Source organism: Aristaeella lactis, assembly GCF_018118585.1.
GTDB lineage: Bacteria > Bacillota > Clostridia > Christensenellales > Aristaeellaceae > Aristaeella > Aristaeella lactis.
Window position 1 is genome coordinate 2,205,551 of the sequence record NZ_CP069421.1, and the last position, 13,441, is coordinate 2,218,991.

General features: G+C 51.1%; 14 protein-coding genes. 10 read left to right on the forward strand and 4 right to left on the reverse strand.

What is annotated here, in order from left to right:
- Nucleotides 1-178: 178 nt before the first annotated feature.
- The gene (locus tag JYE50_RS10315) at nucleotides 179-805 is read right to left on the reverse strand and encodes a GNAT family N-acetyltransferase (RefSeq protein ID WP_084095453.1); all 627 of its coding nucleotides are present in this window, start codon (nucleotides 803-805) and stop codon (nucleotides 179-181) included.
- A 166-nt stretch (nucleotides 806-971) separates the two neighbouring features.
- On the opposite strand from JYE50_RS10315, the gene JYE50_RS10320 reads away from it, so the two are divergent.
- Together JYE50_RS10320 and JYE50_RS10325 are read left to right on the forward strand one after the other, a co-directional pair.
- Nucleotides 972-1,472, forward strand: coding sequence for a GNAT family N-acetyltransferase (locus JYE50_RS10320; protein WP_084095454.1), 501 nt, complete (start codon nucleotides 972-974; stop codon nucleotides 1,470-1,472).
- Nucleotides 1,473-1,513: 41 nt separating this feature from the next.
- The gene (locus JYE50_RS10325; RefSeq protein ID WP_084095455.1) at nucleotides 1,514-2,545 is read left to right on the forward strand and encodes a YdcF family protein; all 1,032 of its coding nucleotides are present in this window, start codon (nucleotides 1,514-1,516) and stop codon (nucleotides 2,543-2,545) included.
- A 297-nt stretch (nucleotides 2,546-2,842) separates the two neighbouring features.
- On the opposite strand, the gene JYE50_RS10330 is transcribed toward JYE50_RS10325, so the two are convergent.
- Both JYE50_RS10330 and JYE50_RS10335 read right to left on the reverse strand, forming a co-directional pair.
- Entirely contained in the window at nucleotides 2,843-4,006 is a 1,164-nt protein-coding gene (locus JYE50_RS10330; RefSeq protein ID WP_084095456.1) for a hypothetical protein, read from the reverse strand.
- Nucleotides 3,999-4,526 carry a sigma-70 family RNA polymerase sigma factor gene (locus JYE50_RS10335; protein WP_084095457.1) on the reverse strand — a complete coding sequence of 176 codons (528 nt, stop codon included), beginning with the start codon at nucleotides 4,524-4,526 and terminating at the stop codon, nucleotides 3,999-4,001. Before JYE50_RS10335 ends, JYE50_RS10330 begins: the two co-directional genes overlap by 8 nt.
- A gap of 335 nt (nucleotides 4,527-4,861) precedes the next feature.
- Between JYE50_RS10335 and JYE50_RS10340 the strand changes: the two genes are divergently transcribed.
- The 4 genes from JYE50_RS10340 (at nucleotide 4,862) to JYE50_RS10355 (ending at nucleotide 8,722) form a co-directional block, all read left to right on the forward strand.
- Nucleotides 4,862-5,716: a transposase gene (locus JYE50_RS10340; RefSeq protein WP_179138287.1), complete on the forward strand. Its 855-nt coding sequence runs from the start codon at nucleotides 4,862-4,864 to the stop codon at nucleotides 5,714-5,716.
- A 60-nt stretch (nucleotides 5,717-5,776) separates the two neighbouring features.
- Nucleotides 5,777-6,421 (forward strand): hypothetical protein, encoded by a 645-nt coding sequence (locus JYE50_RS10345; RefSeq protein WP_084095459.1) that lies wholly within the window; start codon nucleotides 5,777-5,779, stop codon nucleotides 6,419-6,421.
- 149 nt (nucleotides 6,422-6,570) lie between these two features.
- On the forward strand, nucleotides 6,571-8,160 hold the full coding sequence (locus JYE50_RS10350) for an RNA polymerase sigma factor (protein ID WP_179138288.1): 1,590 nt from the start codon (nucleotides 6,571-6,573) through the stop codon (nucleotides 8,158-8,160).
- A gap of 73 nt (nucleotides 8,161-8,233) precedes the next feature.
- Complete coding sequence (locus JYE50_RS10355; RefSeq protein WP_084095461.1) at nucleotides 8,234-8,722, forward strand: GNAT family N-acetyltransferase; 489 nt, start codon at nucleotides 8,234-8,236, stop codon at nucleotides 8,720-8,722.
- Between the two features lie 162 nt (nucleotides 8,723-8,884).
- Here the strand turns inward: JYE50_RS10355 and JYE50_RS10360 are convergent, their stop codons facing one another.
- Complete coding sequence (locus tag JYE50_RS10360; RefSeq protein ID WP_084095462.1) at nucleotides 8,885-9,268, reverse strand: hypothetical protein; 384 nt, start codon at nucleotides 9,266-9,268, stop codon at nucleotides 8,885-8,887.
- A gap of 551 nt (nucleotides 9,269-9,819) precedes the next feature.
- Here JYE50_RS10360 and JYE50_RS10365 point away from each other — a divergent pair.
- The 4 genes from JYE50_RS10365 to JYE50_RS10380 all read left to right on the forward strand — a co-directional run bounded on the left by JYE50_RS10365 (nucleotide 9,820) and on the right by JYE50_RS10380 (nucleotide 13,401).
- Nucleotides 9,820-10,362, forward strand: a complete 543-nt coding sequence (locus tag JYE50_RS10365) for a GNAT family N-acetyltransferase (RefSeq protein WP_084095464.1) — start codon at nucleotides 9,820-9,822, stop codon at nucleotides 10,360-10,362.
- Nucleotides 10,363-10,420: 58 nt separating this feature from the next.
- Entirely contained in the window at nucleotides 10,421-11,044 is a 624-nt protein-coding gene (locus JYE50_RS10370) for a hypothetical protein (RefSeq protein ID WP_143763585.1), read from the forward strand.
- A 128-nt stretch (nucleotides 11,045-11,172) separates the two neighbouring features.
- The gene (locus JYE50_RS10375; RefSeq protein ID WP_084095466.1) at nucleotides 11,173-11,904 is read left to right on the forward strand and encodes a NifB/NifX family molybdenum-iron cluster-binding protein; all 732 of its coding nucleotides are present in this window, start codon (nucleotides 11,173-11,175) and stop codon (nucleotides 11,902-11,904) included.
- A gap of 207 nt (nucleotides 11,905-12,111) precedes the next feature.
- On the forward strand, nucleotides 12,112-13,401 hold the full coding sequence (locus JYE50_RS10380) for an ATP-binding protein (protein ID WP_084095467.1): 1,290 nt from the start codon (nucleotides 12,112-12,114) through the stop codon (nucleotides 13,399-13,401).
- Nucleotides 13,402-13,441 lie beyond the last annotated feature (40 nt).

Consider the following 13,441-nt stretch of genomic DNA (forward strand, 5'->3'; position numbering starts at 1 on the left):
TTTTATATCCAACCCATTTATGAATTGTTGAGGAGTCATCCATGCTTTTGCATGGCTAATGACTCCCATGCTACAGCCGTCAAAATGTCCCGGACATTTTGGTAACGGCGATCGCAGAATTCTTAATTCTTAATTGTTCTTTCCCCGTTGCAGCGGGATAATTCTGAATTCTGAATTCTTAATTCTGAATTATTTTTTGCAGGCTCCAGCTTCCGATCGTTTTCCCTTTATAGGCAAACTGCCTTTCATCAAATTCCGTAAATCCGTTCTTCCGGTAAAACACCCTGTTTCCCTGTGAGTTGGTAAACAGGCACAGCTTCTTCCCGCCGTGTTCCTTCACATAGGGGATCAGGCATTCCTGCAGCATCCGGCTGCCGATCCCTTCCCCCTTCCGGTCCGGGGAGACCACCAGCATATTGAGATACCAGGCGTCCTTCCTGTTCATTTCCCGGCACGGGCCGAAGGCTTCATACTCCATCCTGTCCCAGGCCGACACGTCCCTGAATCCGCCGTACAGCATGGACTTCCAGAAGCCCCCGCGCAGGTATGCCGCGGCGGAGGGTTTGATATACCCCGGGCGGCAGAGGATCGCCGCGGCCACCGTCCGGTCTCCCTCCTTCGCGGTCAGGAACACTTCCAGCCCGTCGTTGACCCGGAATTCCGTGTCGATCATGCTGCGCAGGAAGCGGTACCGCCGCTCACCCCGTGGAAAATACACCGTAAAGTATTCATAGTCATCAAAAGCCCGTGCAGCCAGCTCAGCGCAGGCGCCCCGCTCTTCCTTTTTCATCTCCCGGTAATCCATTCATCTCACTTCCATTCTGTACATTGTATACATTCCATGATAACCGGATATCCATTTCTTTTCAAGTTTGCCTCCTGTCCGGACAATTTGCGAATTGTTTACTCCCCCGAAAGTATGCTATGATAGACATGGTTGCCAAGAACTTCACATTTTGCTGAGGAACTCTATGGATATTACTGCGCTTTCCGCCCGCTATCGCGTCAGGCGGCTGACCCCGGATGACGCCCCGCTTGTTTATGCGCTCTGCCGCGAAAACAGCCTGTATTACCAATACTGCCCGCCCTTTGTGACGGAGGAGGGCATCATCGGTGATATGGCAGCCCTTCCCCCTCGGAAGACCCTTTCCGATAAGTACTATGTCGGCTATTTCGACGGAGAGAAGCTGGTCGCGGTCATGGACCTGATCGTTTCCTTTCCGGATGAGTCCACGGCCTTCATCGGTTTTTTCATGACGGACGTATCCGTCCAGCATGCCGGTATCGGAAGCGGGATCATCGACGAGCTTTGCGCCGCCATGCCGTCCTTCGGATATAAGAGCATCCGCCTGGGCTGGGTCAAAGGCAACCCGCAGGCGGAATCCTTCTGGCATAAAAACGGCTTTACCGAAACCGGCGTCACCTATGACACGGACCACTACACCGTTGTTGTCGCGCAGCGGAACCTGTAAATATCATCTTATTAAGCATCAGATCAGGAGATTAACAGATCATGTACCTCGCCCTCGCCGCCATCGTGTTTTCCATGTTTTGCTGGTTTATGTTCGTCCTGTATTTCCGTAAGGACAGAAGCCGTTACCGCAACTGCTATCTCCTGTCCCTTGCGCTGCTTTCCCTGTTTCCCCTTGCTGTCGGCGTGCTGGGCCGCTACAGCAGCATGCCCGTAATGCTTACGCTGTGGCTGGGCCTGCTGATCATCCTGATCGTTCCCTTTTTCCTGATCTTCAACGGCATCGTCATGATCCGGAAGGAAGGCCGGCACCTGTCCCAGCTGCTTTCCCTGGTTTTCGGCATCGCCATCCTCATCGGTGAACTCATCACCTTCGGCGGTATCCTGCGCTATGCCGCCCTGGACGGCAAAGAGCCCTTTATCCCCCAGACCTTTATCGCGGTTTTCGCCGCGCTGTTCAGCTTCACGGTGATCTACGGATCCGTTTCCTTCCTCATTTTCATGATCTACACCCTGTTCCTGCAGATCATTCCCCGGAAAAAGGATTTTGACTTCGTCATCATCCACGGAGCCGGCCTGCTGGACGGAAACCGGGTTTCCAAGCTCCTGCAGGACCGCCTGGACAAGGCGATCGAGGTCTACAAGGCGGATCCGACCCCGCCCAAACTGATTCCCTCCGGCGGCAAGGGTTCCGATGAAACCATCTCTGAGGCGGAAGCCATGTCACAGTACCTGATGTCCCACGGCGTCCCCGAAGACGATATTCTCCCCGAAACTGAGTCCACCACCACCCTGGAGAACCTCCAGTTCTCCAAAAAGATCATGGACACCTATGACTGCCGGAAATATACTGCCCTGGTAACCAGCAACTACCATGTCTACCGTGCACTCCGCTACTGCCGGGATATCGGCCTGAAGTGCACCGGCATCGGCAGCCATGTGGCCTGGTATTTCTGGCCCAGTGCTTTGATCCGCGAATACATCGCCATCCACATGGAGAAGAAACATTTCATCCTCTTCGCCGGCGGCTGGCTCGCCTGCGTCGCTCTCATCATGTACTTCATCTACCAGTAATCAGGTGGGCCTGGGGTGGGCCTGGGGAACGATAGGGACGGTCCTTTTCGTTCCCCTCGACTTTGGCTTAAGCGTTATTTCGCTTTGATTTCTGAATGGTGATGAAAAAAGGGAACGAAAAGGACCGTCCCTATCGTTCCCATGGTGATGAAAAAAGGGAACGAAAAGGACCGTCCCTATCGTTCCCAGTCCCTATCGTTCCCTTAATGGGCCACCGGAACCGTCCCCCAGGCCCACTTACCACTCCCGACCGAAGGGAAAAGAGAAGGACGGCACTTAGCCGTCCTTCCTTGCTTATCATCTGTTCAACTTGATCTCTTCCGCTTCCTTCATCTCCGCGTCAACATCAATTTCGCCTTCCTGCTCCTCAATGATGCGAAGGCTCAATTCCTGCGGAACTTTACCGGTGCCCTCAAAAGTGATGGTACCCTCTTTTTTCTCATCATCCCAGCCTTCGTTCTGGAACAGAACCGTTCCTGTTTCATCCGTCAGGTAAAAGGCGTACCAATGGTCCTCCGGTAGTTGCGGAAGAAGCTCAGAAAAATGAATATCCAGTGCGGCAGATGATGCGGATGCAGTGACTGAAGCGCTGAAGTCCGTCCCCTTATACGTACCTGTTCCGCTGAAAACAGGAGCTTCCGCGCCAGTCTTCTGAACAACCGCCCTCATGACTCCGGCTGGTTCTGTTTTCTGAAGCGTCCAGGTCTTTTCCCCGTCAAAGTACAAATATTCTTCCGTACGGTACAGCCGGATATTGACGGTCAGTTGATCCAGGTTCCGCAGTTCTTCTGTCAGCGGTGTGTTATATTCACGCATTGTGTATTCAAGTCCGTCTTCACCTGTGCGGGTTTCTTCCGTTCTGGGACTGATATCAATCCCATCATCTGTTTCCGTATGATCACTCGGCCAGACGTGATACTGTACAAGTCCTGCTTTTCTTCCTTCCTCCCGGGCCTGTACCCATGCCGTGATCAGTTCCCCTTCTTCGTCATTGTCCGCCGCCCAGACCAGGTTATTATCCATCTGTGTCATTGCAGCTGCCAGGGTTTCATCCGGAAGATATTCCTCCATGCGGGAACTGTTCCGGATCGTATATCCGACAATCAGCGATGTTCCGTCATAATAGGCGCTGTTGATCGCCGCGTCCGTTTGTCCCAGTTCCTCACTGTTTACACTCACTTCCGGCGTGCTCTCCAGCGTTGTATACGGCGCAAGCTCCGCATACCTGCTGTCTGTTTTGCCGAACAGTTCAAACACGTTGACTCCCAGTACCTCTGCCACTGCCGCTACCGCAAGCAGAAGCAGTAAAACCATTGCTAAAACAAAGGCGAATGATATCTTTTTCTTCATTTCAGGTTCTCCTTTCCCTTGCGCGATCACGCGCTGAGCCAGGAACGGATCTTCCTTCAGGCCGGAAAGGGACTGGTTCAGCCGGTTTTGCATCTCACGCTTTTCATCCATCCTGCTCACCCCTTTCAGCATTACCCAGCGCTTTGCGGAGTCTTGCCCTCGCCCTCATCAGCCGGCCTGAAACCGCCTGCTGGGAGATCCGAAGCGTCTCCGCGATCTCATTGGTATTCATATCCTCAAAATAGTAAAGCAAAACAACTTCCCGCAGGCGGATCGGCAGGTTCATCACCTCAACCGATACCGCATCCTCTTCGGGATCCGTTTCTTCCGCGCGCAGCGGCAGCTGCTCTATCGTGATCGAACGGTCTATATGCCTGAACCAGCTGCCCCGGCTCATATCCCGGCAGCAGTTGATCGCGATCGCCGAAAGCCAGGTCTTCATACTGGCGTTTCCCCGGAACTGGTCCAGCTTCCTGTACGCCTTCAGGAAGGTCTCCTGAACCGCGTCCTCCGCCAGTGCCCGGTCATGCAGATAGGCAAAACACAGACGCAGCAGCGCCAGCTGATGTTCTTCCACCAGGCGCGTGATTTCTTCTTCCGCCGAACGGCAAGGGCCCTTTACCGTTTCCATGGCACCGCATACCCCCTTTCACCTGTTTAGACGCACACTTATGCCGATTATACAACATCTCCCAAAAAAGAATAATCAAAAAGGGAACGATAGGGACGGTCCTTTTCGTTCCCTTTTTCATCACCATTCAGAAATCAAAGCAAAATAACACCTAAACCAAAGTCGGGGGGAACGATAGGGACGGTCCTTTTCGTTCCCTTTTTTCGTCACCATTCAGAAAGTAAAGTGAAATAACGCTTAAACCAAAGTTGAGGGGAACGAAAAGGACCGTCCCTATCGTTCCCTTTCTTGTCGCTTGTATCTTATCTATGATATAGTAGCCATGGGTGATGAACATGCCGAGAACAGCAAGAAAAACCAGCTTATCCAACATCTATCATGTCATGCTGCGTGGAATCAACAGGCAGAACATTTTTGAAGAGGATGAAGATCGGCTGTATTTCATGAATATCCTGGGAAGATGCAAAAAAGGTTCAGGATTTAAGCTCTATGCTTTTGTTTTGATGTCCAATCATGTTCATCTTCTGATAGAACCGGCAGATGAATCGCTGGACACAATCTTCAGAAGGATCGGCACGCGCTATGCCGTCTGGTTTAACCAAAAGTATCAACGGGTCGGTCATTTGTTTCAGGATCGATTCAGAAGTGAAAACGTTGAATCTGGCCTGTATTTCATGACAGTTTTACGATATATTATTCAAAATCCGATGAAGGCAGGAATCGAAAGCCGCCCGGGCAGCTATCGCTGGAGCAGTTTCCTTGCTTATGAACAGGGAAAAGGCACAGTAACAGACACCCAATATGCGTTGGATCTCTTTGGCGGAAAGCAGCAACTGGTTGAATATCTCAATCAAAAGAATGATGATGATTCTGTCATGGATGAAGCCAGTTGTGACCGGCGCCTTAAGAATGATCTTGCTAAGGAAAAGATGCGCAGGATTACACAATGCTCATCCGTTTCAGAATTTGAACAGCTGGATTCATCTCTTCGAAAAGAGTACGTAAGAAAAATGCACCATGAAGGGCTTTCATTAGGCCAGATATCACGCTTGACAGGAATGCCGAAAACAACAGTCTACAAAGCCGTACAGGTACCTGAGGATCAGGCCGGCGCTGAAAAGCCTCTGCAGCTTCACGAACCCGAACCGGATTTTGTGCTATACTGTATGGATCCGGATACTATCTGGTAAAATATGAACAAGGGAACGAAAAAGACCGTCCCTATCGTTTCCCGACAGGAGGGAAAGAACTTGAAGAACAGAACCATCAAATCCATTTGCATTCTGCTGATCATGACGATGTTTGTTGGAATCGCCGGCTTTGCCCAGGCAGAACCCGATTATTACCATATCGGCCTGGAAGTCACCTCCGTGATGAGTGAAATGGTGGACAGCGAAACCTATCTCTCCCTGCTTGGCACCCCTTCCACCTGGAACGATGTCCGGGAAGCCGTGAACACCGGTGACTATGACAAGCCCGTTGCGGTTTATGCCGTCACCCTGGACAACCCCGAAGCCTATCTTAAAATCATGATCGACAAGGATCCGGACAGCAGCAGCCAGTGGAACAGCCTCTCTGATAACCTGCAGGAACAGATCCTGAATAAAATTGGCGTTACAACGATCTGCAGCATCGTGAACGGACAGGCGGGCGCGTCCTCCGTTTCCTTCGCCAACCTTGCGCAGGCCTATATCAAAAACAGCGACCTGACGGAAGAAAAAAAGGTCTCCTACCTGTACCTCTTTGAAAAGGGAACACCCATTCTTGTTACCTTCGGGTATCACGCGGCAACCGGCATGTTTGTTTTCATTCCGGCGGAATCCCAGGGCTCCGTGGAGAGCCTCAAGACAGTCCTGCCTTTTGTCGAAATCACCCTTGTTGAAATCGAAAACTGATCAGCGATAGTCGCTCCATTTGCGGTTCCCTGCAGGATTGTCCTGCAGGGAACTTTTTTGTTATGATACTTCTGACCTATCCAAATCATTTTTGCAGGCACTATACAGGTGTAAATGCATTTACATCCTGACGGAAAGGAGGGATGACCATGGATCAGAACGGGATACTGAAATATGTCGAGCCGGTTCTGAACTTCTGCCGGAAGCGCCTGAACAATCCCAGCGATGCCGAAGACCTGGCGGGCGACATTCTCCTGCACGTGCTGACCGGTATGAAGAAGTACAGCATCAATTCGCCGGACGCGTGGGTCTGGCGTGTTGCCCGCAACCGGTACGCCCGGTTCATCAACGCCCGGGCGCAGAACAGGATGATCCTTTCGGGCGATGATCTGCCGGACACCGCCGCCGAAGAGCAATCCGGCGAAGATGATGAAGCGGAATACCAGAACGTGTTCAGATATCTCCACACGCTTTCCACCGAATACCGGAATATCTTTGTCGATTACTACGTCGGTGAGATGAGCGTACGCGATCTTTCGGTCAAATACTCCCTTCCCGAAACCACTGTCAAATGGCGTCTCAGCGAGGGACGCCGCAAGATCAAGGAACGGATAGGAGCAGATGAAATGGAAAGAGTATATAAACGCATCAACTGGAACACCACGGTGTGCAACGGCGACCTGAACACCTATGAATACCTGCACTCCCAGGTTGCGCGGGCCATCTGTCTCGCCGCGTACGAAAAGCCGCTGACCGTTGAGGAGATCAGCATAGCCACCGGGATCCCCGCCATGTATATCGAGGACGAGCTTCCGAAGCTGGTATACGGTGACGCCGTCAGACGCGCCGGCAACAAATACGCGACTGACTTTATCCTTCTCCGCCTGGAAGACCGGAAGCAGCTGGAAGCCGCCTCCGCTCAGCTGATCCGGTCCTTTGCGGATTTCTTTGAAAACCTGTTCTCAGAAAGATCCGAAGCGGTAAGGGAGCTTGACTTCTACGGCCATGATTTCGGCATGGACCGGCTCGGTTTTATCGTGATCCCGTATGTCCTGCGGAATATGATCAGCGCCGTCAAAACAAAACTGCGTTTCGAAAACGGCCCGTATCCGGTCCGGCAGGACGGCGGCTACGGCTGGATGATCGTTGAGGAAACAGAAGACGAACGCGAGATGGCGGCGGAATTCAACTGCGGCTGCAACACCACCGGCGATGACAGCGGCAGCGGAAACGAAAAGCCGTCCCATATCTATTACTACTGGATATCCAGATACTTCGACCCGGGTGTCTACCACGTATACGGCACCTGCCGGATGCACGCGGAAGGCATCCCGCAAAGCAGTGAAAACGGGATCATTCAGATCAGTCTCAGTGACGAGGACGCCGCGCATTATATCAGCAACGGCCTGATCCGGAAGTGCGCTGACGGGTATCAGCTCAGTTTCCCCTGCTTCACCGCTGCGGCTTTCAAAGCCTTTGTTTCCCTGTTCGATGCCGACAACGGCCTTGAGGCGCCTCTTGGCGAATGGATCAAAGATCTCCGGAAAGCCTTTGCGTCCTTTGTCCCGAAGCGGCTTGATTCCCAGATCAACCAGTGGGTTTCCTGCTACGCGAACCAGCTCGCCGGTTATGTTTCCGATGAGCTGATCCGCCGCGGCGTCCTGAAGAAACCCGATGAACACCGGCCCCTGACCGACGGCGTGTTTTACGTGGAAGGCGAGTACATCAAAAACATATAAAGCAGGAAAACAGCCGGCAGCCGGTGAAAACTTAATGGCTTTCACTTAATCCCCGCAAAAGGAACGCAGCAGTATGGAAATCCTGACCCTGGCACAGCTCACGCATGACAATTTCCGGGATGCCCGGGCGATCAACCGGGACGATATTCCTGAAGCATGGGTGGATACCGCAGACACGCTGATGGAAGTTACAGATTACGGCGCTGAGCATCATCTGATCGGGCATACATTCATTGCATACATGGGCAGGAAACCTGTCGGTTTAATTATGATCGGGGAAGCCATCCCCTGGGATACCGATCCTGACGAAATGAAAGGGAAACCGTTCTACAGGGTGATGGGATTTGTGGTTGACAGGGAATACCGCAGCAAAGGGATCGGCGGAGAAATCCTGGAAAAGGCGGTCGCCCGGGTATACGATGAGTTCGGGAAACGCTCCATTGCGCTGGGCGTTCACAAGGACAATACCCGTGTCGGAACATTCTATGAGCACCACGGGTTCAGAAGAACCGGCGTTTTTGAAGGCAGCGATGAGTATTATCTCAGGATAATTGATTGCTGAAAAAACACACCCTGCAGGCGGCGCGCCGGAACACTGATGTAATATAGCGGGTATAATAATGCCAGCACAACAGATCACAGATAATATAAGAATGACATCAAAAAGATCCTCAGGTCATTTAGACTTGAGGATCTCTTTGATTAGTCAAAGCACGATCATCATTCAGTCGATCGCCGGAAGGATCCGCAGCAGCGTCCATTCAGCCATCTCGATGGTTCCCTCATACGGATTGTATTTGGGATTCGCAATCACCAGGAAATAGTTTTCAAAAAAGCCTTTTTCCTCGTCCCAGAACTGCACGAATGAACTTTCTTCATTTGCTCCGGAAAAAAGATTTACCTCTCCGGTTTCATCAACCGCAAGGGCCACAACCGGATTAAGCACCTGCTTGATTTTCAGAAGCAGCATGCAGTCCCCGCATTCTCCCTTTGCATCCATCCATTCCCGGATTGTGACGAACTTCGGTCCTTCTTCAGCCTGTGCAATGCATGAAAGTGAAACAAGGACGAGAACAATGGAAAGTGCCAGTGCGATGGTTTTTTTCATTGAGGGTCAGCTCCTTTCATTTATGCGCTTGTCTGATATTGACCATAATAACCGACATCCCCCGATAACACAATACAGAATTACGGTGGGCATGGGGAAAAAGAACAGACCGCTGAAAAACGCCGTAAAAAACCTTGGGATATTATATCGTTCAGGTTATCTGACCATTGGCATTATCTTGTGTTTCGTAAGGAGTGCTGCATTCCGTCATTTGATTATCGGAAACAAAGATGATAAAATAATACTGTCAGCCGGCATTCTGTTTTAGGCGGATACCGCTGACAACGTGAATTGAATACAGGTCACCGGAGGGCAGTGTGCCGCAGCACAGGGGATCGTTGGCTTACGCCAGCAGGCCGCCTGCCGGATAAGGTGTCGGGTGCGCTCGGTTTTAGAATGCAATGAAGAGTTGTGTTTTAGCCGGGCGCTTGTTTTATAGGAGATGAAAAGCCTGAAATCAAAAATCCGCCCTTAATCCCGGCCGCGCCGGGAATTCAGATACATTCCTAAAGGTGATTAACGAATACTGATACAGAAAGGAAGACCTTTATATGGCAAAGATCACCCTGACACCGCTCACCGATGATGACCGGGAACAGTTTGTCCTCGATAATCAGCGTGCCTTTAAGTATGGTGCGATGGAGGAGTTCGGACTCCGGGATGCCCATTATGAAGAAGACGGGGAAATCATCTCCCGGAAAACGATTCTGCGCAGCATCCGTGACGGCGCAGCCTACCGCATCCGTGAAGACGGCCAAATTGTAGGCGGCATCGTGCTCAGGATCGATGAAAAAACGCAGCACAACCACCTGGATCTGCTGTTTGTCTGCCCGGACGCCCACAGCAAGGGGATCGGCTGCGCCGCCTGGAAAGAAGTGGAACGGCTGTATCCGGATACAAAAGTCTGGGAAACCTGCACGCCGTACTTTGAGACCAGGAATATCCATTTCTATGTCAACAAATGCGGTTTCCATATCGTCGAGTTTTTCAACAGCCATCACCCGGATCCTCATGATCCCGAAACCGGCGAGGAGGAAAACTATGAAGAGGGCGGCGGCATGTTCCGGTTTGAAAAGCAAATGATCAGCCGGTGAATCACGGTAAAGCCCCGTACGCGGGACCGCCCGGAGGAACAATATCAAGGAGGAGAACATGATGAAAAAAACAGTATTCCTGATCCTGGCAGCTGTGATGATCCTCACAGCATCAATCGCAGCGGCAAAAACCGTGGAACCCGAAAGCACAGAAACCGACGGCCTGGCCGGAGTGACGGTCCATGCGACAGTCGGCGAATATGACGCTCAGACAAAAACCTTCACGGTGACCCTCTACGATGATGATCGTTTTGACATCGACAATATTGAAAAGCTGGAAGCCGGTGATACCCTGCTGGCCGGCGGACGGCTGTACAGAGTAAAGGAAAAAACGGAAGAGGAAAGCGGAGATATCCTGATCGCGACAGAGGATGGATATGAAATCGTATTCTTCCAGGTCGGTGACGAGGACATGATCGCCCAGAGCACAGACGATGACAGGCGGTATATGCACGCGTTCAGCATCCTGCACCTTCCGCCGGCAGCCGCGATCCGCTATGAGGACAATTCCGACCCGGAAAAGGAGGAGCCGGTTGTAACCCGGGGCCTCGAAAACATATTGAAGGTCAAGGCCGAAAAAGAAGCAAACAGCATCGGTTTCGACTTTTATGCCACAATCATCACGCTGAATGAAAACATGGAAATCGAAGTGATCCACCAGGATTTTGATGTGGCTCAATAACAGGGAAGCAGCAGGGATAATCCCTGTTCCGGAAAGCTCTGTAAACACCATGGTTTTCAGAAAGGCCCCTTTCGTTATTGACATATGTCATTAATTGTACTATACCTTAACAAAGGAGGAGGTGCCGCATGCCAAGACCGGTCAGATGCAGAAGGATCGGGCAGATGCCCATGTTCCGCAGTTTTTCGCCGGATGACGCGCCGGACGCCGAAGTGATCCGTCTGACGCTGGACGAGTATGAGACGCTGCGCCTGATGGATGCGGAAGGGCTGAATCAGGAATCCTGCGCCGCCCGGATGAATGTGGCAAGGACCACGGTGACCGCGATCTATGAAAGTGCCAGGCGTAAAACCGCCACGGCGCTGGTCCAGGGAAAAAGACTGCAGATCACCGGCGGATGCTGCGAGTTCGCACCGGTTCCGCCTCCGGAACACCTGATGATGAAAGGAATCCAGAGCATGAGAATCGCAATACCTTACGAACAGGGAGAAATCTTCCAGCACTTTGGCCACACCGAACAGTTCAAGCTGTATGATGTGGAAAACGGAGCCATTGTCCGGGAACAGATCGTGGATACCAACGGCAGCGGACACGGAGCACTGGCTGGTTTCCTGCAGGCAGCCCGGGCGGATGCCCTGATCTGCGGCGGGATCGGCGGCGGTGCTCAGATGGCACTGGCGGAAGCCGGGATAAAGCTGTATGCCGGTGTGACCGGCAGCGCGGACACCGCGGCGAAGGCCTTGGCCGCAGGCAGCCTGGAATATGATCCTGACGCGCGCTGCGACCATCATGACCACCACGGAGAAGGTCATGACTGCCACAGCCATGGATGCGGAGAGCATTCATGCCATAAAGCATAATCTGAAAAATAAAACGACGGGCAGGAGTTCAGTTGCGGCTCCTGCTCGTGTTTTTTTCTATGACAACACCGTCACCGTTGTTGAGAATTATGAATTGTTCTCTCCCCTTTTCAGTGTTCACTTCTTGATTCACTACGGTGAGTATGATATACTTCCTTTCGGAAGTAGCTCGAAAAGACGAGCAACTTCCGAAAGGAAACAAAAAATATGATTGAACGCAGAAAATATCTGGATGCCCTGATCAGACGCCAATGGAACGGCCGGATTAAGGTGATTACCGGGATCCGCAGATGTGGAAAGAGTACACTGCTGTTTGACCTGTACAGGGAATATCTTCTTGCGGACGGTGTCCCGGAGGATCATATTATTCTGCTGGCGCTGGATGATGATCTGAACGAAAAGTACCGTGATCCGTACTGCCTTTCTGCTTATATCCGGGAACGCACATCCGATTCCAGCCGGAAATACTATGTTTTTATCGACGAAATACAGTTTGCCATTTCCAAAGACGAACTTAAGCAGCAGGATAAGCCTGTCAGGCTTTACAGTGTTCTGAACGGATTTCTTCGCCTGAAGAATATTGATGTGTATGTAACAGGCAGCAATTCGAAAATGCTTTCAAAGGATATTGCCACAGAATTCAGGGGCCGCGGAGATGAAGTGAAAGTGTACCCGCTTTCTTTCCGTGAGTTTTACGAGGCATACGGTCAGGATAAGACAGAAGCCTATAACGAATACAGTATGTATGGCGGAATGCCCTACCTGTTATCCCTGGACAGGGATGAGGATAAGTTTAAGTATCTGTCCGATCTGTTCGAGGAAATCTATTTCAAGGATATAGAAGAAAGGTATAATGTTGCGCTGCCTGCTTTGCTGCGGGAACTGACCAGTGATCTTTGTTCATCAATCGGTTCGCTGACGAATGCCAGCAAAATATCAAGAACCCTTCAAAGTGTAAAACACATCAAAGTGGATGCTGAAACCATCAGTGCTTATCTGAAATACCTGACAGAGAGCTTCCTTTTTTCTGAGGCAGTCAGATATGACATCAAAGGGAAAAAATATTTTGAATATCCTTCCAAGTATTACTGCACAGATGTCGGACTTCGCAATGTCAGGCTTGGATTGCACCAGCAGGAAGAAACGCATATTATGGAAAACCTGATTTATAATGAACTGTTGGTCAGGGGTTATCATGCAGACGTTGGCGTAATTCCGATTGTGGAGAAAAATGATGAAGGAAAACGGGTGCAGAAGAACTGCGAGATTGATTTTATCGCAACCGGCGGAGGCAAACGGTACTATATTCAGTCCGCCTTGAATATGGATGACCCGCAAAAAGCCGGGACAGAAATCAGACCGCTGAATGCAATAAAGGATTCTTTTAAGAAAATCATTATTTCAAAATCTTACGGAAAGAGCTGGACTGATGAAGAAGGAATTCTGAGAATCAACATCATCGATTTCCTTCTGGACGAAAACAGCCTTGACCGATAAACTTCAGCGGAAAGGGGAACGGTATGAAAAAAGTACTGGA